Annotated in this window: 16 protein-coding genes; 7 read left to right on the forward strand and 9 right to left on the reverse strand. The window is 72.5% G+C overall.

All coding sequences use genetic code 11. The annotated features are described in order from the left end of the window. Nucleotides 1–90: acyl-CoA dehydrogenase family protein (locus ACZ60W_RS34350; RefSeq protein ID WP_144385854.1), on the forward strand; the 90-nt coding region annotated here is incomplete at its 5' end. 67 nt (nt 91–157) lie between these two features. On the opposite strand, the gene ACZ60W_RS34355 is transcribed toward ACZ60W_RS34350, so the two are convergent. Further along, nucleotides 158–1,453 (reverse strand): LCP family protein, encoded by a 1,296-nt coding sequence (locus ACZ60W_RS34355; RefSeq protein WP_469759331.1) that lies wholly within the window; start codon nt 1,451–1,453, stop codon nt 158–160. Between the two features lie 119 nt (nt 1,454–1,572). Here ACZ60W_RS34355 and ACZ60W_RS34360 point away from each other — a divergent pair, with 119 nt between their 5' ends. After that, nucleotides 1,573–2,106, forward strand: coding sequence for an acyl-CoA thioesterase (locus ACZ60W_RS34360; protein WP_469759332.1), 534 nt, complete (start codon nt 1,573–1,575; stop codon nt 2,104–2,106). A 37-nt stretch (nt 2,107–2,143) separates the two neighbouring features. On the opposite strand, the gene ACZ60W_RS34365 is transcribed toward ACZ60W_RS34360, so the two are convergent. Continuing rightward, nucleotides 2,144–3,613 carry an LCP family protein gene (locus ACZ60W_RS34365; protein WP_469759333.1) on the reverse strand — a complete coding sequence of 490 codons (1,470 nt, stop codon included), beginning with the start codon at nt 3,611–3,613 and terminating at the stop codon, nt 2,144–2,146. A 126-nt stretch (nt 3,614–3,739) separates the two neighbouring features. Here ACZ60W_RS34365 and ACZ60W_RS34370 point away from each other — a divergent pair, with 126 nt between their 5' ends. After that, complete coding sequence (locus ACZ60W_RS34370; RefSeq protein WP_469759334.1) at nt 3,740–4,777, forward strand: glycosyltransferase family 2 protein; 1,038 nt, start codon at nt 3,740–3,742, stop codon at nt 4,775–4,777. Between the two features lie 75 nt (nt 4,778–4,852). Here the strand turns inward: ACZ60W_RS34370 and ACZ60W_RS34375 are convergent, their stop codons facing one another. The 4 genes from ACZ60W_RS34375 to ACZ60W_RS34390 all read right to left on the reverse strand — a co-directional run bounded on the left by ACZ60W_RS34375 (nt 4,853) and on the right by ACZ60W_RS34390 (nt 10,922). Further along, entirely contained in the window at nt 4,853–6,622 is a 1,770-nt protein-coding gene (locus ACZ60W_RS34375) for an LCP family protein (protein ID WP_469759335.1), read from the reverse strand. Between the two features lie 50 nt (nt 6,623–6,672). Then, the gene (locus ACZ60W_RS34380; RefSeq protein ID WP_469759336.1) at nt 6,673–8,406 is read right to left on the reverse strand and encodes an LCP family protein; all 1,734 of its coding nucleotides are present in this window, start codon (nt 8,404–8,406) and stop codon (nt 6,673–6,675) included. Between the two features lie 257 nt (nt 8,407–8,663). Further along, the gene (locus ACZ60W_RS34385; protein ID WP_469759337.1) at nt 8,664–9,893 is read right to left on the reverse strand and encodes an LCP family protein; all 1,230 of its coding nucleotides are present in this window, start codon (nt 9,891–9,893) and stop codon (nt 8,664–8,666) included. 276 nt (nt 9,894–10,169) lie between these two features. Next, nucleotides 10,170–10,922: a TIGR03089 family protein gene (locus ACZ60W_RS34390; protein WP_469759338.1), complete on the reverse strand. Its 753-nt coding sequence runs from the start codon at nt 10,920–10,922 to the stop codon at nt 10,170–10,172. Between the two features lie 136 nt (nt 10,923–11,058). Between ACZ60W_RS34390 and ACZ60W_RS34395 the strand changes: the two genes are divergently transcribed. The 3 genes from ACZ60W_RS34395 to ACZ60W_RS34405 all read left to right on the forward strand — a co-directional run bounded on the left by ACZ60W_RS34395 (nt 11,059) and on the right by ACZ60W_RS34405 (nt 14,765). Next, the gene (locus ACZ60W_RS34395; protein WP_469759339.1) at nt 11,059–12,501 is read left to right on the forward strand and encodes a peptidoglycan recognition protein family protein; all 1,443 of its coding nucleotides are present in this window, start codon (nt 11,059–11,061) and stop codon (nt 12,499–12,501) included. Nucleotides 12,502–12,605: 104 nt separating this feature from the next. Continuing rightward, nucleotides 12,606–13,688 (forward strand): mannose-1-phosphate guanylyltransferase, encoded by a 1,083-nt coding sequence (gene manB / locus ACZ60W_RS34400; RefSeq protein ID WP_469759340.1) that lies wholly within the window; start codon nt 12,606–12,608, stop codon nt 13,686–13,688. A gap of 108 nt (nt 13,689–13,796) precedes the next feature. Further along, nucleotides 13,797–14,765: a DNA-3-methyladenine glycosylase family protein gene (locus ACZ60W_RS34405; RefSeq protein WP_469759341.1), complete on the forward strand. Its 969-nt coding sequence runs from the start codon at nt 13,797–13,799 to the stop codon at nt 14,763–14,765. A 107-nt stretch (nt 14,766–14,872) separates the two neighbouring features. On the opposite strand, the gene ACZ60W_RS34410 is transcribed toward ACZ60W_RS34405, so the two are convergent. The 3 genes from ACZ60W_RS34410 to ACZ60W_RS34420 are packed head-to-tail and all read right to left on the reverse strand — an operon-like array spanning nt 14,873 to nt 17,671. Then, a complete protein-coding gene (locus ACZ60W_RS34410; protein WP_469759342.1) occupies nt 14,873–16,180 on the reverse strand; it encodes a coenzyme F420-0:L-glutamate ligase in 1,308 nt (435 codons plus the stop codon). Beyond that, a complete protein-coding gene (gene cofD / locus ACZ60W_RS34415) occupies nt 16,177–17,133 on the reverse strand; it encodes a 2-phospho-L-lactate transferase (RefSeq protein ID WP_469759343.1) in 957 nt (318 codons plus the stop codon). The genes ACZ60W_RS34410 and cofD overlap by 4 nt, the downstream gene beginning before the upstream one ends. Nucleotides 17,134–17,146: 13 nt before the next feature. Continuing rightward, the gene (locus tag ACZ60W_RS34420; protein ID WP_469759344.1) at nt 17,147–17,671 is read right to left on the reverse strand and encodes a cysteine dioxygenase; all 525 of its coding nucleotides are present in this window, start codon (nt 17,669–17,671) and stop codon (nt 17,147–17,149) included. A gap of 711 nt (nt 17,672–18,382) precedes the next feature. On the opposite strand from ACZ60W_RS34420, the gene ACZ60W_RS34425 reads away from it, so the two are divergent. Continuing rightward, entirely contained in the window at nt 18,383–18,646 is a 264-nt protein-coding gene (locus ACZ60W_RS34425; protein WP_015033978.1) for a WhiB family transcriptional regulator, read from the forward strand. Nucleotides 18,647–18,717: the final 71 nt, after the last annotated feature.

The following is an 18,717-nucleotide window of genomic DNA, read 5'->3' on the forward strand; positions in this document are numbered from 1 at the left end:
GAGCGCATGATGCGCGACGCCAAGATCACCCAGATCTACGAAGGCACCAACCAGGTCCAGCGCATCGTCATGGCCCGCAACCTCCCGTAACCACCGGGACGCGCGAAGGGCGCCCTCCCCGCCGGGGAAGGCGCCCTCCGTCGTGTCCGTCCGCGGGTCAGCGGTTCGACTCGACGGTGACCTTCTCGTCGTTCCGGATCTGCTCGACCAGCTGCTTCACCTTCGGCATGTCCCACTTCAGGGAGCCCTGCGGAGCGGTGCCCGAGATCGGCATGTTCATGGACTTGCCGTCGCCGCTGTTGATGCCCTTCATGGCGAAGAACATCTTGCCGAGGTCGTACAGCGACATGTCCTTGTCCACGATCAGCGTGTCCAGACCCGCGCCCAGCGTCGGGTACAGCGCGAACGGGTTGAGGATCGTGCCGGGCGTCGCCGCCTGGTTGGCCAGCGCGGAGAGGAACTTCTGCTGGTTCTTCGTCCGCTGCAGGTCGGACTCGGCGAAGGCGTACCGGGTACGGACGAAGGCCAGCGCCTGCTCGCCGTTGAGGGTCTGCTTGCCGGCCTGGAAGTCGGCGCCGGACTTCTTGTCCTTGAAGCCCTTGTCGATGTTCAGCTCGACCCCGCCGAGCGCGTCCACGATGTTGGCGAAGCCGGCGAAGCCGATCTCCGCGTAGTGGTCGATGCGCAGGCCGGTGTTGAACTCCACGGTCCGCACGAGCAGCTCGGGGCCGTCCATCGCGTAGGCCGCGTTCAGCTTGGAGCCGCCGCGCGCCGGGTACGCCTTGCCCGACTCGGAGCCGACGAAGTTCGGGATCGTCACCCAGGAGTCACGGGGCAGCGAGACCATCGTGTTCCCGCTGGAGCAGGCCGCGAGGATCATCATCGAGTCGGTCCGCTTGCCCTCGGCGGAGCCGGTGTGCAGCTTCTTCTTCTCCTCGGCCGACATGCCCTCGCGGCTGTCGGAGCCGACGATCAGGTACGTCGTGCAGTCGCCCTCGGACGGACGCTCGATGACCTTGGAGAGGTCCACCTCGTTGCGCATCTGCGAGCTGGCCCAGGCGTACGTGCCGATGCCCCAGGCGAGGACGCCGACGACCAGCACGATCGAACCGACCTTGGCGCGCTTGCGCCAGTCCGGCGCGGGACGCCCGGGTCCCTGCGGCGCGTACGGCGGGGGAGGGGCGCCGTGGCCGCCGCCCTGGGCCCCGCCCTGCGGGGCGCCGTAGACCTGGCCCGTGTTGTACCCGGAGTCGTAGCCCTCGCCCCGCGCCTGCGTGAAGTCCGGGCGGTACTCCTGCCCGCGGCCCTGGCCCTGCTGCGGGTAGCCCTGGTCGTACCGGGGCGGCTGCTGCGGAACCTGCGGGCGCCGCACGTGGCTCATCCGGCGGGCGCCCTCGGGCTGTGAGTTCGCGCTGCCGCGGCCGAGGCCGCCGTCTTCGGACCAGTCATTCATGCGGACCAGTGTGCCGGTCGGGGCTTTCCCGGCGACAGGGCGGGTGGAGGATCGGACCGGTGCTGTTGCCAAGCTGATGCAAACCGGACAGGGGCGGGACCCGGCATATGGTGGAGGGCATGACAGAACAGGGCGATATCCCGGGCAAGCCCACCTCGGCCTCCCGCACCACCCTCAGCCACATCATGACCAGCCACGACACCAACCTCCTCGGCACGGTGCACGGCGGCGTCATCATGAAGCTGGTCGACGACGCGGCCGGCGCCGTCGCGGGACGGCACTCGGGCGGCCCCGCCGTGACCGCCTCCATGGACGAGATGGCCTTCCTGGAGCCCGTCAGGGTCGGCGACCTGCTGCACGTGAAGGCCCAGGTCAACTGGACCGGCCGGTCCTCCATGGAGGTCGGCGTCCGGGTCATGGCCGAGCGGTGGAACGAGTCCACCCCCGCCACCCAGGTCGGCTCCGCCTACCTCGTCTTCGCCGCCGTCGACGCCGACGGCAAGCCCCGCCGCGTCCCCCAGGTCATCCCGGAGACCGAACAGGACAAGCGCCGGAACCAGGAGGCCCAGATCCGCCGCACCCACCGGCTCGCCCGCCGCCAGGCCATCAAGGAGCTCCGCGAGCGCCGCATCGCCGAGGGCTACGAGGACTGACCGCCGCCGCCGGGCCCCTCGCGGCCCGGCCCGCCCGTCACGGGCACACCACCTGGTCCCCCGTGACCGCCTCGAACGGCCCGGCCCGCCCCGTGTCCTCCGCCCGGACCCCGCGCACCCCGCGGTAGTCGGCCCCCACCGTCACCCGCAGCGTCCCGCCCCGCCCCGCGACCGCCTTCAGCTCGGCCCCGGGAAGGGCCGTCGCGAGGGACTTCGCCGAGCGGTCCCAGCGGGGGTCGTACTCGACGACAGTGCGGGTGTGCTCCCGCCCGGCCCCGGTCATCGGGGTCCGGGTGGTGTCGAAGCCGGTCGCCCGCAGCGCGTCGTCGACCTTCCGGCCGAGCCCGTCCGTCCGGGTCCCGTTGTAGACCTGCACGCGGACGGTGCGCGGCGCCACGTCCACGACGACGGACTTCGGGGCCTTGGCGGAGCTCGCGGCCTTCTGCGGGGCGAGCGGCCGGTCCTCGCGCAGGGCCTGGAAGAGCTTCCGGGCCTTCGCCGCGTCCCACTTCACCGTCGAGCCGATCCCCTTCACCGGGAAGCTCATGTCGCCGATCGGCACGGAGACGAACTCCGAGGACGCCGGGGTGAAGCCGTGCATGGCCTTGGCGAGGGCCAGCAGCTGGTCCGTGCCGAAGTCCTCGTCGGCGCGCACCGAGCTCAGCAGGGTCGTGGCGACCTCCCGGAACCGCACCGGGTTGAGCAGCACCCCGCCGCTGGTCGTCCGCTCGATGAGCGCCGCCAGGAAGCGCTGCTGGCGCTGCATGCGCCCGATGTCGGAGGCGCCGTCGATGTGGCGGGAGCGCACGTACTGAAGAGCCTGCCCGCCGTCCAGCTCATGAGTGCCGGCGGACAGGTCGAGCCCGGTGTACGAGTCCTTCACGGCCCGGGTCGTACAGATCTGCACGCCGCCGACCGCGTCCACGGTCCGCATGAAGCTGGTGAAGTCGACCTCCAGGTAGTGGTCGATCTTCACCCCGGTCATCGACTCCACGGTCCGCACGGTCAGCCCGGGGCCGCCCTCCGCGTAGGCCGCGTTCAGCTTCACCGGATGCGCGTGGTGCTTCTTCCCGCTGGTCAGGTCGGTGTGCGCGGGCATCTCGGTGTACGAGTCGCGCGGCAGGCTCACCACGCTCGCCCGCTCCCGGTCCTCGGAGATGTGGACGAGCATCACGGTGTCGGTGCAGTGGCAGGGCGCGCCGCCGAGCCGGTACTTCGCCTTCTCCTCCGGGGTGATCCGGTCGCGGCCGTCGGTGCCGACGACCAGCACGTTCATCCCGTGCCCCGCCTGCGGCCGGTTCTTCATGTCCTTGAAGGGGTCGACCCGCGTGATCCCGGTGTCCAGGCCGGTGACCACGGCGTGCCCGATGCCGCCGGCGGCCAGGACCGTCACGGAGAGCGCCGTCGCCATCCGCATCCCCCACCGGGGGCGCCTCCGCCGTCGCCGGCGGACCGGTGCGGGCCGGGCGCTGGGCCGGGGACGGGACGTGCGGGGCGGTGTGGGCACGGACGGACACCTCCGCGGGTGCGACAGGGGGAACCGTGAGCACCGTAGGCCCATACGATCAGCGCCAGGCCCCACCACCCGCTCGGCGCGCACCGCTGTCCCCCATTCGCGGTAACGTGGCGGGCAATGAACGCCACGCCCCCCGTCTCCGTGATCATGCCGGTCCTCAACGAGGAGCGGTATCTGCGCACCTCGGTTCGTCACATCCTGGAGCAGGAGTACGACGGCGAGATGGAGGTGGTGATCGCCCTCGGCCCGTCCACGGACCGCACGGACGAGATCGCCGCCGAGCTCGTCCGCGAAACCGCTTCGGACCAGCGCCGCGTCCACACGGTGCCGAACCCCACCGGCCGTACCCCCGCCGCCCTCAACGCGGCGATCCAGGCGTCGCACCACCCGATCGTGGTGCGCGTCGACGGCCACGGCATGCTCTCCCCGAACTACATCGCCACCGCCGTCCGGCTCCTGGAGGAGACCGGCGCGCAGAACGTCGGCGGGGTGATGCACGCCGAGGGCGAGAACGCCTGGGAGGACGCGGTCGCCGCCGCGATGACCTCGAAGATCGGCGTGGGCAACGCCGCCTTCCACACCGGCGGCGAGGCCGGCCCGGCGGAGACCGTGTACCTGGGCGTCTTCCGGCGCGAGGCACTGGAGCAGCAGGGCGGCTACAACGTGGAGTTCATCCGCGCCCAGGACTGGGAGCTGAACTTCCGCATCCGCGAGGCCGGGGGCCTGATCTGGTTCTCCCCGGAGCTCCGCGTCCAGTACCGCCCGAGGCCCTCCGTGAAGGCCCTCGCCAAGCAGTACAAGGACTACGGCCGCTGGCGTCACGTGGTCGCCCGCTACCACCAGGGCTCCATCAACCTGCGCTACCTGGCCCCGCCGACCGCCGTCTGCGCCATCGCCGCCGGCCTGGTCGTGGGCGCCGTCCTCACCCCGCTCGGCTTCGTGGTCCCGGCGGGCTACCTCGCCGCGATCGCCGCCGGCTCGGTCCCGGCCGGCAAGGGCCTCCCGCTCAAGGCGCGGCTGCAGATCCCGGTGGCCCTCGCCACCATGCACATGTCCTGGGGCTACGGCTTCCTCACCAGCCCCCGCTCCCTCGCGAGGAAGGTCATCGCGAGCCGCCGTCCGGCGGTGCGGGCCGGCGACACCGAGTCGGTCTGACCGCTCCGCGCACGCGCGACGGCCGGGTCCCCTTCCGGGGGCCCGGCCGTCGCGTGCGTCACGGAGGTGCCAGGGTCAGCTCTTCCCGTCCCACCGGTAGACCGAGTAGACGTCCATGCAGGTCGCCTTGTCGTCGGCGCCGTCCGGCAGGTCGCCGGCCTTGGCCGTCGCCCTCTTGTAGGTGGTGCCCTCGCGGAAGTCGGCGCCGATCACCAGCCGGATCTCCTGCGCCGTGGCGTCGGCGCGGGCGGCCGAGTCGGGCAGGCCGAGCGCCTTGGCCACGGACAGCGCGTTCGCCCTGCCCTGGTCGCCCTCCGCCTTGGGGTACAGGACCACGGTGTCCTTGCGGCTCGCGCCCTCCTGGGAGGCCCCGGCGCGGGTGAAGCCCTTGCCCTGGAGGTGCTCGGTCACCGTGCGGGCGCGGCCCTCGACGGCCGCCTCGCCGCCGCCGTCGGTGCCGTTGACGACCGCGACGGCGAAGGAACCGGGCGCCGCGGCCGGGGTCTTCGGCTTCGCCGGACCGGTCGGCTTCGGCTTGGTGCCGGCCGCCTCGCCGTTCTTGTCCAGGGCGACGTCCTCGCGGAGCATGGTCCACATCTTGTCCGCGGACGCCGGGACCATCTGCAGCCAGGCGTTCGGGTTCTGCGGGTACGGCACCGTCGGGACCGTCGCCGTGGTGAGGCGGTCGATCTTCACGTTCTTCAGCTGCATCGACAGGTCGAAGAGCTTCTTCACCGTGTCGAGGTCGTCGGAGACCTGCAGCGCCTTGGTCGCGGTCTCGGCGAGCCCCATCAGACGGCCGGTGTCGGTCCAGGCGTTCTGCCCCTGGAGCTTCTTCATCATGCCGTTGATGTACATGTGCTGGGCCTTGGCGCGGTTCTGGTCGCTGCCGAAGGCGTGCCGGGTCCGCAGCCACTGGAGGGCCTGCTTGCCCTGGATCTCGGTGGTGCCCTCCTTGAGCTTCAGCCCGGAGCCGCCCCGCACCTGCGCGGTCGACTTGTCGTACACGCCGGTCTTCACGCAGACCGGGACGCCGCCGACCTCGTCCGCCATGGCCACCACGCCGGCGAAGTCGACCATCATCCAGTGGTCGATGTAGACGCCGGTGAGCCTCTCCCAGGTGGTGAGGGTGCAGCCCGGACCACCGCGCTGGAGGCTCTCGTTGATGGGCCGGGTGGTCGTGGCGGGGAAGGTCTCCCCGGTGTCGCTCTTGCACTGGGGGATCGGGACGACGGTGTCGCGCGGGATCGAGACGATCGAGGCGTTCTGGCGGTCCGCGGAGACGTGCAGCAGCATCTGCACGTCGGCGAGCGGAGCCCGGTTCTTGTCGTCCTTGCCGCCGCCGAGGGCGATGTTCTTGTCGTCGGCCCGGCTGTCGGAGCCGATCAGGAGGATGTTGAGCGGGGTGTCGCCGAGGGCGTTCGGCGCGGCCTTCTTCACTCCGCTGTCGCCGCCCGCGCGTCCGCCGCTGCGGATGTTGCCGTTGAGGTGCTGGTAGTACAGGTATCCGGCGCCGGCCGTCCCGAGTATCAGGAGCGACAGGGTGAGGGCCACCCACCGCAGCACCTTGCGTTTGCCGGTCTTCTTGGCGCGCCGCCGCGCGGCGGCCCGCCCGCCCGCGCCCGTACCGGCGTCGGCCTTGCCGCCGTCGTCACCGTGACCGCCACCGCGTCGACGCGAGGCGCGGGTCGACGCGGGCGCGTCGGCCTCCGCGGCCTCCTCGGGAGCGCTCCCGCTCGTCCCGGTCGCCTCCCCCGCTTCGTACAGTTCGTCGTCCCAGCCCAGTTCACGGGCGCGCGGAACGCGTCCCCGCGTTCCCTCCCCACGCACGCTGTTCTGTCCCACCCCAGGTCCCCTCGTCAGTCAGATGCGCGCCAAGTCCCGGTGTATCCGGGTCACTTGGCGCACACCTGCTTGTCAGCTGCTACCTTCTGCAGATCCGTCGGCACCTTTGCCGGTCCGGTGACGGGCACCCCCGCGCCCTTGAAGTCGGCGCCGAGGACGAGCGTCATGGGCTCGCGCTCCCCGGCGTCCTGTGTGCCCGGCTTGAGCGCCGTGGCGGAGAGACCCATCATGTCCGCGAGCTTGCGGGCCTGATCGGCCTGGTTCGGTGCGTAGGTGAGCGTGGTCCGCGCCGCCTTCTCGGGGGCGTTGCTCCGGTTGGTGGAGCGGGTCACGCCCTCTTCGTTCTGCAGCCAGTTGATGGTCGACTGCGCCGCCCCCGTGATGCCGCTGCCGTTGTAGACGTCGACGCGCACCTGGGAGGCCGTGGACCGGGCGCCCTTGAGGAGCGCGGCCTGCGCCTGCGCCTGGGCGTTCTTCGCGTCCTGCTGCTGCTTCTTCACCTCGGTCAGCGAGGTGTCGGACTGCAGGACCGCGAAGAGCTGTGCCGCCTGCGTCGGATGGGGCACCACGGTGATCGGGGTCGGCTCGTCCGGGTTGTCGATCACCGGGAGCGTGGTGAACGCGATGTTCTTCGCGTCGATCCCCGCGAGCTCCTTGGCCAGGTCCTGGAGCTTGCCGAGCGACCCTATGCCCTTGTCGACGGTGAGCGCGTTCGTCGCCGCCGAGGCGAGGTCGTACAGCTTCGTCGGGCTGGTGAGCGTCTCGTTCGACTTCATCTGCCGGATCATCGAACTCATGAACTGCTGCTGGACCTTGATCCGGTCCAGGTCGCTCTTGTTGCCGAAGCTGGAGCGGGTGCGGACGAAGGCGAGGGCCTGCTCGCCCTGGATCGTCGACACACCGGCCGGCAGCTTCAGGTGCGACTTCCGGTCGTTCACCGGCTTCTCGACGCAGACCTCCACGCCGCCGACGGCGGTCGTCAGCTCCTTGACGGCGTTGAAGTCGACCATCATGAAGTGGTCGACGGTCAGGCCGGTCAGCTCCTTGACCGTGCGCATCGTGCAGCCGGGGTCACGGCCGCCCTGGCCCAGGCTCACGTTGAAGCGGGCCTTGGACTGGCCGGGGATCGTCAGGATCGACCCGTCGGGCTGCCGCGACTGGCACTCGGGGATGGCCGTCATCAGGTCGCGCGGGATGGACAGCGCCGTGGCGTTCGTCCGGTCCTTGGAGACGTGGAAGAGGATCGTGGTGTCCGCGTGGCCGGGGCTGTCCTTGTCGCCGTAGCCGCCGTTGCCCTCGCCGGTCCGCTTGTCGGTGCCGATGATCAGCACGTTGAAGGCCTCGCCCTTGCGGAAGCCCTTGCTCTCGGTGCCGATGGGCTCGACGACGTGGATGTTGCCGTCCAGCTGCTTGTAGAGCACGTACGCGCCGGTGGCGCCGCCCACGAGGACGAACGCCATCGTGCCGCCGGTCCACAGCAGGACCTTCTTCTTGCGGGATGCGCCCTGCTTGCGCTTGCGGCGGCTCGCGGGGGACGACGCGCCGCCGGCCGGCTGCTCGGGGACGCGGCGCCGGCGCTGGCCGGGGACGGGGGCGTCGACGGGCGCGGCCGCGGGGGCCGCGGCGGATCTCGCGGCGGGGGCGGATCTGCGGGGTCGGGACGGTGCCTGCGGCTCCTCAGCGGAGTGGTCCAGTCGCAGTTCGTAGTTGCCGGTCTGCGGGTTCAGCACCCACTGGTCGGCGGGGTCGATCTCGTCCGCCCGTCCACGGCTGTGCGCGTCCACGGTTCCTCGAGTCCTCCGTCGGTGCCACGCGGGGCGCCTCCCCCACAGGGCGCCGCTCTCTCGTTCGTTCGATCCTTGGTGAGTGCGACCATGCGGTCGGGGTGCACCGGATCGCGTCACACTATCCGCCCAGTTCAGCGTGGGGCGACGTCCGTGACAAATTCCACGCCCCTTACAACCGGGCAATTTGCTCAAACCTCATCGCTCTCCGCCCTCCCCTTGGGCCGACCTTTACCCACGGTCCCCACCGCCTTCTGCTACGAGCACACCGCCTCGGCCGCGCTCCGCCCGGTGAACGTCGGGGCCGGCGAGGCCGACGGCGCGTCCGCCTCCGCGTCGTCCGGCTTCCCGTCCCCGGCGGCCTTCCGCCCGTCGTCCTCGCTGCTCGGGGCCACCACGACCGGCTTGTCCTCGCGCAGTTGCCGGAAGAGCTGACTCGCCGCGGGCTGCACCAGTTCGTCCCGGTTCGCGTCGTACGTGTAGGAGCGCCGCGGCACCGTGAGGAACTGCACCTTCTCGGTCGGCACGGACCGCATCGCCCGCGCCAGGTCGTACAGGTCCCGCAGCGAGTCCAGCCCCGGGTCGGTCGTGATCGCCTTGGTCGCCGCGTCCAGCACCGGATACAGCTTCGTCGGGTTGAGGAGCACCCCGTCGCTCTGCACCTTGTTGACAAGCGCGCCGAGGAACTGCTGCTGGCGGTCCATCCGTTCGGTGTCGCTGCCGTTGCCGATCGACTTCCGGGCCCGTACGAAGCCCAGCGCCTGCTCCCCGTGGAGCGTCTGGCGTCCCGCCGGCAGCTTCAGATGGGCGTCGGAGTCGTTCACCGGCTCCTTCAGGCAGACCTCCACCCCGTCCACGGCGTCCACCATCTTCTTGAAGCCCCGGAAGTCGATCACCATGTGGTGGTCGATGCGGATCCCGGTCAGCTTCTCGACCGTACGGATCGTGCACGCCGTACCGCCGAACTCGAAGGCCCAGTTGAACTGGGCGAACTGCTGGCGGGTCCGGGTCCCGTCGGGCTTGCGGCAGCTCGGGATCGTCACCATCAGGTCGCGGGGGAGCGAGACGGCGGTCGCGCTCGCGTTCCCCTCCGACAGGTGCAGCAGGATCGTCGTGTCCGAGCGCTGGGTGCCCTTGTCCCTGCCGTACTTGCGGTTCCCCTCGCCGGCCCGCGTGTCCGAGCCGATGAGCAGGATGTTCCGGGCCGCCGTGGTCCCCGCCGGCGGCCGCTCCTTCTCGTACTTCGCGAGCTCGTCGGCGGCCGTGGTGTCCGTCGTGATGTTGCCGTCGAGCTTCCGGTAGAACCACCAGCCGACCCCGGCCGCCGCCAGCACGACGACCGAGACCCCGAGCGCCGTCCAGCGCAGCCAGTGGCGCTTGCGCGGCGGCTTCCCCGGAGTGCCCGGCTCGTCGTCGCTGCCGGGCGCCGCTGCGCCCTCCGCTGCCGCCGGGTCCGGTTCGGCGGGCGTGCCTGCACGGTCCGTCACGTCTGGGTCCGTCCTTCAGGGCGTCGGCGGCGCGACGGGCGGCCACCGGTCGTCCAGGAGGACGACCGAACCCGACGCTCGGTTGTGCGGAAGGAGTCGAATCCCCCCGGCCGATCATGTACCGGACTCGGCTCGGGGACCCGGGGACTCGGCGCGCCCCTACGCCGAATGGGGCACTCGGCGGGGTGAGGGGCGTGCGCCGGGGTTTCGGCCGGACGCCGGGGCGGACCGTGGGCGGCGCCGGGGCCGGGCGGACGGGGTGCCCGGCGACGCGCCTCAGAGCGCCCGGTGCGTCACCCGCTCGCTCTCCGCCCGCTTCTCCATGCCCTCGGCGTCGAGCCGGTCCAGGTTCCGGCAGAGGACGACGGAGGCGCCGGCCGCCAGCGGGGCGTACAGGCCCGAGGAGAGGCCCTGCCAGCCGTCGTAGCCGAGCGAGGACAGGACGCGGGAGCCGGGGCCGAGGCCGAGGGCGGCGGCGTCCTCACGGGCCCGCGCGACCAGTGCGGCGGCGGTGCGCTCCTCGCCGTCGACGACGAGGGCGGGCGCGTCCGGGTCGACCGGGACGAACGGGGCGAACCGGTCGCCCTGACTGGGGACCTCGACCGCGTAGTCCGCGTACCCGGCGGGCGCGGCGGGGAAGCGGCGGCCCAGCGGGGCCAGCGACAGCGCGATCCGCTCCCCGGAGCAGGCGAGACCCGCCTCCAGTCCGTCCGGACCGGCGACGACGACATCGGCGTCCGCGGGGTCGCCGCCGACCTCCGCCGTCACCCCGACCGAAGCGCAGGCGAGCAGCCAGACCGCGCTCTGCCAGTGCGCCGGCAGCAGCAGCGCGAGCCGGTCGCCCGGCGCGGCGGACAGTTCGCCCTGGAGCAGGTTCGCCGTCTTGGCCACCCAATTGGCGAAGGTGGCGACGGACAATTCCACGCGCTCACCGGTGGCGTCGTCGTAGAAAGTGACCAAGGGGCGTGCGGGGTCCGCGGCGAGCGCGGATCGCAGCAGGTCGGCGGGGGTGCGGTCGCTGGCGTTCACGCCGGACAGCGTACGCGGGCGGATGCGCCGGGTCCGCCGTACCGGTGACGCCGTCCACCGATCGGCCCGACGGCCCGTCAGCCGGGGTGCGCGATCCCGACGCGCGGAACGCCCCGGAGATCCGCACGATCGGCCCATGCGTGTATCACTCGCCACCTCGATCGCCGTCACCTGCGCGGCGGTACTCGCCCTGCCGGTCTCCCTCGCCGCACCCGCGGCGACTGCGGTGCCCCCGGCGCTCGGGCTGCCACGGGCGGTCCCCGCGCTGCCACCGGCGGCCCCCGCGCTGCCACCCGCGCCCGACCTCCCGGGCTCCACCCAGTCCCTGCCCCTGGCCCCGCTCGCCGCCTCGAACCGCGCCCTCGGCGCCGCGGGCGAGCAGGGGCTCACCCGGCGCGACGTCAGACCCTTCTCCCTCGTCGGCGTCGTCTGGGACGACCCGGCGGCCCCCCTGCACGGCACCGTGCAGGTCCGCACCCGCGCCGGCGGCGGCGACACCTGGTCGCCGTGGCAGGACGTGGAGACCCACAACGACGAACACGGGGCCGACCCGGGCACCGCCGAGGGCGCCACCCGTGGCCTCCGCGGCGCCACCGCCCCCCTCTGGGTCGGCGACTCGGACGGCGTGGAGATCCGGGTACGGGGCGATGAGCCGCTCCCGGCCGGCCTGCGCCTCGAACTCGTCGACCCGGGCGAGGCCCCCGCGGCGGACGCGGCGCCGGACCCCGCGGCCGCCCCGGGCCGTGCCGTCACCGCCCCCCGGGGCCGTACGGCCGTCGCCCCGGCGGCCCCCGGCACCACGGCCGCGCTCGGCGCGGCGGAGGCGGCGGCGAGCGCCGCCAATGCCGGACTCGCGCCGCTCGGGGCGACGTGGATCCCCGCCCTCTCCAAGGAGGAGACGGAGCTCACGGCCGGACAGCTGCCGGAGCGCTCCGCCCGGCAGGCCCCCGGCGCCCCCGCGGTGGCGCCGTTCATCGGCCCCCGCCCCAAGATCATCACCCGCAAGGGCTGGGGCGCCGACGAACGGATCCGCGAGAAGGGCTTCGTCTACACGAAGACCATCAAGGCCGCCTTCGTCCACCACAGCGCCACCGGCAACAACTACAGCTGCAGCCAGGCCCCCTCCGTCCTTCGCGGTATCTACCGCTACCACGTCAAGAGCAGTGGATGGCGGGACTTCGGCTACAACTTCGCCGTCGACAAGTGCGGAAACATCTACGAAGGCCGGGCCGGCGGCGTGGCCAAACCGGTCCTCGGCGCCCACACCCTCGGCTTCAACACCAACAGCATGGGCATCGCCGTCCTCGGCACCTTCAGCCAGAGCGCCCCGCCGGCCGCCGTCGTCACCGCCGTCGCCCGCCTGACGGCCTGGAAACTCGGGCTCCACGGGGTGAACCCCAAGGGGGCGGCGTACCTCGTCTCGGGCGGCGGAAACCGGTACAAGAAGGGCACCACCGTACGGTTCAACGCCATCGCCGGACATCGTGACGGATTCGCCACCGAATGCCCCGGCGGGCGCCTGTACAACAAGCTCGGCACCGCCCGCACGAGCTCCGCGAAGCTCCAGGGGAGGCGCTGATGGGGGCATAGGGGCAACCGTCTGCATAAACTGACCGGTCATATCGCACGGACGACCGAGACGGGCGTGCCGACGGGCCCCGAACAGGAAGCAGAGACGACAAGGTGACAGAAGCGATCCTCCTGGTCGGTGGCAAGGGCACACGGCTGCGCCCCCTCACGGTCAACACGCCGAAGCCCATGGTCCCGGCGGCGGGCGTCCCCTTCCTGACGCACCAGCTGGCCCGCGCCCGCGCCGCCGGCGTCGAGCACATCGTGCTCGCCACCTCCTACCTGGCCGAGGTCTTCGAGCCCCACTTCGGTGACGGCTCCGACCTCGGCCTCAGCCTGGAGTACGTCACCGAGGAGGAGCCCCTCGGCACCGGCGGGGCGATACGCAACGTCGCGTCGCGTCTCCACTCGGGCCCCGACGACCCGGTCCTCATCTTCAACGGCGACATCCTCACCGGCCTCGACATCGGCGCCCTCGTCGCCACCCACTCCACGTCCGGCGCGGACGTCTCCCTCCACCTCACCCGGGTCGAGGACCCCCGCGCCTTCGGTCTCGTCCCCACGGACGCCACCGGCCGCGTCACGGCCTTCCTGGAGAAGCCCCAGACGCCCGAGGAGATCGTCACCGACCAGATCAACGCGGGCGCGTACGTCTTCCGCCGCTCGGTCATCGACACCATCCCCGCCGGCCGCCCGGTCTCGGTCGAGCGCGAGACCTTCCCCGAGCTCCTCGCCTCCGGCGCGCACCTCCAGGGCATGGTCGACTCCACCTACTGGCTGGACCTCGGCACCCCGCAGGCCTTCGTCCGCGGCTCCGCCGACCTCGTCCTCGGCCGCGCCCCCTCCCCGGCCGTCCCCGGCCGCTGCGGCGACCGCCTCGTCCTCCCGACGGCCCGCGTCGCCCCGGACGCCAAGCTCACCGGCGGCACCGTCGTCGGCGCCGACGCCGTCGTCGGCGCGGGCGCCCGGATCACCGGCTCCACCCTCCTCGCCGGCGCGGTCGTCGAGCCCGGCGCGGTCATCACCGACTCCCTCGTGGGCGCCGGCGCCCACATAGGCGCCCGCACCGTCCTCCACGGCGCCGTCATCGGCGACGGCGCCCGCATCGGCGCCGACAACGAACTCCGCGACGGCGCCCGGGTCTGGTGCGACGCCACCCTCCCCCCCTCCACCCTCCGCTTCTCCTCGGACCAGTAACCACCCCGCCCGCGCCGTGGTGGGCCTTCGTCCCGCTGCGGCGGGACGAAGGCCCACACAGGAAAGTCGGGTCAGGGCTCCCCCCCCCACCCGGCTACCCTCGTACCCATGGCCGGCCGCTTCCCCCACAAACCCACCCGCACCACAGCCCGCGGCGGCCACCTCCCCCTGCCCCTCACCCCGTCCTCCACGACGGACGCCCCCGTGGACCTGGGCCTCACGCTGGGCCCGCTCCGGCGGGGCCCCGCGGATCCGACGTTCCGGGCGACGCGGGACGGCTCGGTGTGGCGGGTGACGCGGACGCCGGACGGCCCGGGGACGCTGCGGGTGAGCGCGGCGGGGGGCGGGATCGAGGCGGAGACGTGGGGCCCGGGGGCCGCGTGGCTCCGGGAGACGCTGCCGGCGCTGCTGGGGGCGGACGACGACCCGGCCGCGTTCGTGCCGCGCCACAAGCTCCTCCTGGCGAGCCACCGCCGTCGCACGGGCCTGCGCCTGACGCGTACGGGCCTGGTGATGGAGTCGCTGATCCCGTCGATCCTGGAGCAGAAGGTCACCACGCACGAGGCGTACGGATCGTGGCGGACGCTCGTACGGAAGTACGGCGAGCCGGCGCCGGGCCCGGCCCCGGAGGGCATGTACGCGATGCCGGACGCGCGCACGTGGACGCAGATCCCGTCGTGGGAGTGGCACCGCGCGAACGTCGACGGGAAGCGTTCGGCCACCATCGTGCGCGCGGCCCGGGTGGCGGCCCGTCTGGAGGAGGCCGCGCTCATGGACCCGCCGGCCGCGCGCAGGCGGCTGGAGCTGGTCCCCGGGGTCGGCCCGTGGACGAGCGCGGAGACGATCCAGCGCAGCAACGGCGCTCCCGACGAGGTCACGACGGGCGACCTGCACCTGCCGGGGATCGTCGGCTGGGCGCTCGCGGGCGACCGTACGGCCGACGACGCGGCCATGCTCGCCCTGCTGGAGCCCTACGCGGGCCAGCGCCACCGCGCGGCCCGCCTGATCCTCCTGAGCGGCCGGGTCCCGCCCCGCCGCGCCCCCCGGATGACCCCGGGCGACATCACCGGCCTCTGAACCACCGGCCCGCCGACCGTCCGCCCGCCGGTCACGCGGTGGTGGGGCCCCGAAGACCCCGCACCACCGCGACGGCGGCCGACGGCTCACGGCCCTCCGGCCGCTCCTCAGCGCACCTCGAAGAACTCCGCCGCCACGCGCGCCGGCCGGTCCTTGGGGGGCGCGGCCGGGTGCCCGACGGCGACGGCGCCGAGGGGGTCCCAGTGGTCGGGCAGGCCGAGGACGTCGCGGACGACGTCGCGGCAGAACATGGTCGAGGAGACCCACGCGGAGCCGAGGCGCTCGCCGGCGAGGGCGACGAGGAAGTTCTGCACGCCGGCGCCGGCGGCGACGACGAACATCTCGCGCTCGGCGGCGTCGCGGCGCGGGTCGCCGTAGTGGTGCGAGCCGTCCATGACGAGACACGGGACGGCCAGGTAGGGGGCGTTGCGCAGGACGTCCCCGCGGCGCACCCGCTTGGCGATGGAGTCCTCGGACTTCCCGTCCTTGCGCAGGTCGGCGATCCAGGCGTCCCGCATGGCGTCGAGGAGCCGGGTCCGCGACGCGGGCGACTCCAGGAGGACGAACCGCCAGGGCGTGGTGTGGTGCGGCGCGGGCGCGGTGACGGCCGCGGCGACCGCGCGGCGCACGGCGCCCGGGTCGACGGGCTCGTCGGTGAACTCGCGGACGGTGCGCCGCAGGGTGACCGCCTCGCGCACGGCCTCGGAGGTGCCGAGCCGGAACATGTCGTCGGCGGCGCCGCGCACGAGGGCGCGCGCGCCCGGCTCGTCGTCGTCGGCGACCACGTGCGGCAGGCCGCGGACGACGGCGACCGGGAGGCCGGCGGCCTTGCCCTTCACCAGGTCGCCGGCGGCGGCGAGTTCGTCGGCGGTGGCGACGACGGTCGCGCTCAGGGGATTGCCGTGGGCGTCGGTGCCGCCGCGCAGGTCGTCGAGGACGCGCACGCCGGCGGCGCCGATGGCCACGTCGGTGAGTCCGGCGCGCCAGGGTCGCCCGAAGGTGTCGGTGACGACGACGCCGACGTCGACGCCGAGGGCCTCGCGCACCCCCGCGCGGATGCGCCGCGCGGAGGCGTCGGGGTCCTCGGGGAGCAACAGCACGGTTCCGGAGGGGGTGTTGGAGGCGTCGACACCGGCGGCGGCCATGACGAGCCCCTGCCGGTTCTCGACGATCCGCAGCGTGCCGCGCCGGGCGACGACGCGTACGGTCTCGGCGTCGATGGCCTTCTCGCGGTCCTCGGCGGTGACGAGCCGGCCCTCGGCCTTGCTCACTATCTTCGAGGTGACGAGGAGGACGTCCCCGTCGGCGAGGTCCGGCGACGCGGCGGCTATGAGCGCGGCCAGGTCGTCGCCGGCCGACACCTCCGGCAGCCCGGCGGGGGCCCAGACGCGGTACGAGGGGGAGGCGGCGGTCACGCGCGCACCTCCTCGGCCAGACGGAGGGCCTCCCGGGCCATCGCGGCGGTCGCGTCCACGTCGGTCATCATCAGCGGAACCGCGCGGCAGCGGATGCCCGCCTCCTCGACCTCGGCGACCGAGCCGGCGTCCACGGTGTCGACGAGCCAGCCGTCGAGCAGTCCGGCGCCGTAGTGCCGGGCCACCGCGGAGGCGGTGGAGTCGACGCCGACGGCGGCGAGCACCTTGTCGGCCATGCCGCGCACGGGGGCGTCGCCGACGATGGGGGAGAGGCCGACGACCGGCGCCCCGGAGGAGGCGACCGCGTCGCGGATGCCGGGCACGGCCAGGATCGTCCCGACGCTCACGACGGGGTTGGACGGCGGGAAGAGGATGACGTCGGCGGTGGCGAGGGCGTCGAGCACGCCCGGCGCCGGCTTGGCGTTCTCCGCGCCGACCGGCACGACGGCCCTGGCGTCCACGGAGGCGCGCAGCTTCACCCAGTACTCCTGGAAGTGCACGGCGCGCTGCTCGCCGTCGACCTCGATCGCGACGTGCGTCTCGACGCGGTCGTCGGACATGGGGAGCAGGCGCACGCCGGGCTGCCAGCGGGCGCAGAGCGCCTCGGTGACCGCGCTCAGCGGGTAGCCCGCGCCGAGCATCTGCGTACGGACGATGTGGGTCGCGAAGTCGCGGTCGCCGAGGCCGAACCACTCGGGTCCGACGCCGTAGGCGGCGAGTTCCTCCTTGACCGTGAAGGACTCGTCGAGGCGGCCCCAGCCCTGCTCCTCGTTGATGCCACCGCCGAGGGTGTACATCACCGTGTCCAGGTCGGGGCAGACCTTCAGCCCGAAGAGATGGATGTCGTCACCGGTGTTGCCGATGACGGTGATCTCCGCGTCCGGGGCGGCCTGCTTGAGGCCGCGAAGGAAACGAGCACCACCGATACCGCCGGCCAGAACCACAATGCGCATGCGCAGCAGTCTGTCAGGCGACGGTCACCGCCGGGGCCTCCGGGGCGAGAGTGGCCGGAGAGCACTGGGCCTGGAGCGACTCGTGCATCGGCATCTCCGTCAGACCGGGGAAGTAGACGTGCAGGCTCACGGCCGGTTCGAGGGAGTCGTTGACGACCTCGTGGACGTATCCGGGGGCGAAGACGCGCTGGGAGCCGCCGCGCAGGGTCCGCACGCCGCGGTCCGTGCGCTCCGTCAACTCGCCCTCCAGGACGGTCAGGACGCCGGAGGAGACGCCGTGGTCGTGCAGGCCGCTGCCCTGACCGGGGACCCAGGAGAGCAGCCACACCTCGTAGCCGGGGCCGGTGCGCAGCCGGTGGTACCAGCGGGACGTGGCGTCGTACTCGACGTAGGGCGCCCACTGGGAGCGGTCGTCGGCGAGGGAGCGCGCGAGGCCGGCGAACTCGGCCACGGTCACGGGGTGGGCGCGCTCGGGCTGGAGGAGGTGCGGGACCTCGAGGATGTCGCCGGCGATCTGAAGGTCGCTGTCCATGTTCATGGGTGGGGAGGTTCCTCAGCAGAAACAGAAGCGGTGGGGGTCACGGAGAGAGGTGACGCGAGTGACGCAGGGTGACGCTGGGGGAAGAAGCTGGAGCTCTACGGCATCAACAGCTGGAACAACAACAGCAACAGCGCGCCTGGACAGCGCGGCGGAACCCACGGGCGTGGGTCGCGGCGGGCGCTGTGGTCGCTGGCATGCCACCAAAGGTGGCGGGAAGAGCACCCGACTGTCAACCCAATGCCCGATTTGGGGGTAATGTTTCACCTCATCCGGTTACCGTGCGCGGAGAAAGGTTTGTTCATGCGCGGACCAGGACAGATGGCGCATCAGCCGTGCCCGTAAACATGGCGGCGACCACAAGATCGGCTCCGGCCGTTCGTCACGGTCCGTGACCGGACTGTGATGCGGATCGCTTCCATGGCTGGATCGCAACAAGATCCAAGTTTCGGACGTCCTTCCTCGTGAAAGACGGACACTCCGCCGCCCGTGAGGGGAAGTGCAGCATGGTCCGGCCAGCGGCATGTGTCACGTTTTTTGGTGATTTGAACACTTACCGCATAGGCTTGGTTCCGCAGAGTGAATACGGGGCCCAATAGCAGATCTCGGCTTGACTCGCACAGAGCACAAACTTGTAATTTCACTCGTGTCGTTAGGCCGGGTTCGCAACGGCAACACCACGGGGACGCACAGAACAGACGAGGGGCGCACATGACCGAGTTGTTCCAGGAACTGCTGGTCGAGGACGCGGACGAGGAACTCGGCTGGCAGGAGCGCGCGCTGTGCGCCCAGACCGACCCCGAGTCCTTCTTCCCCGAGAAGGGCGGCTCGACCCGCGAGGCCAAGAAGGTCTGCCTCGCCTGCGAGGTCCGCTCCGAGTGCCTCGAATACGCCCTGCAGAACGACGAACGGTTCGGCATCTGGGGCGGCCTCTCCGAGCGCGAGCGCCGCCGCCTCAAGAAGGCCGCCGTCTGAGCGGCGCCCGGTCCCGGACGCCGTCCGGGCCCCCCGCGCCGACGTGCGCGCACCAGGACACCGCGAACGGT

This window comes from Streptomyces sp. NPDC104202 (assembly GCF_055584185.1).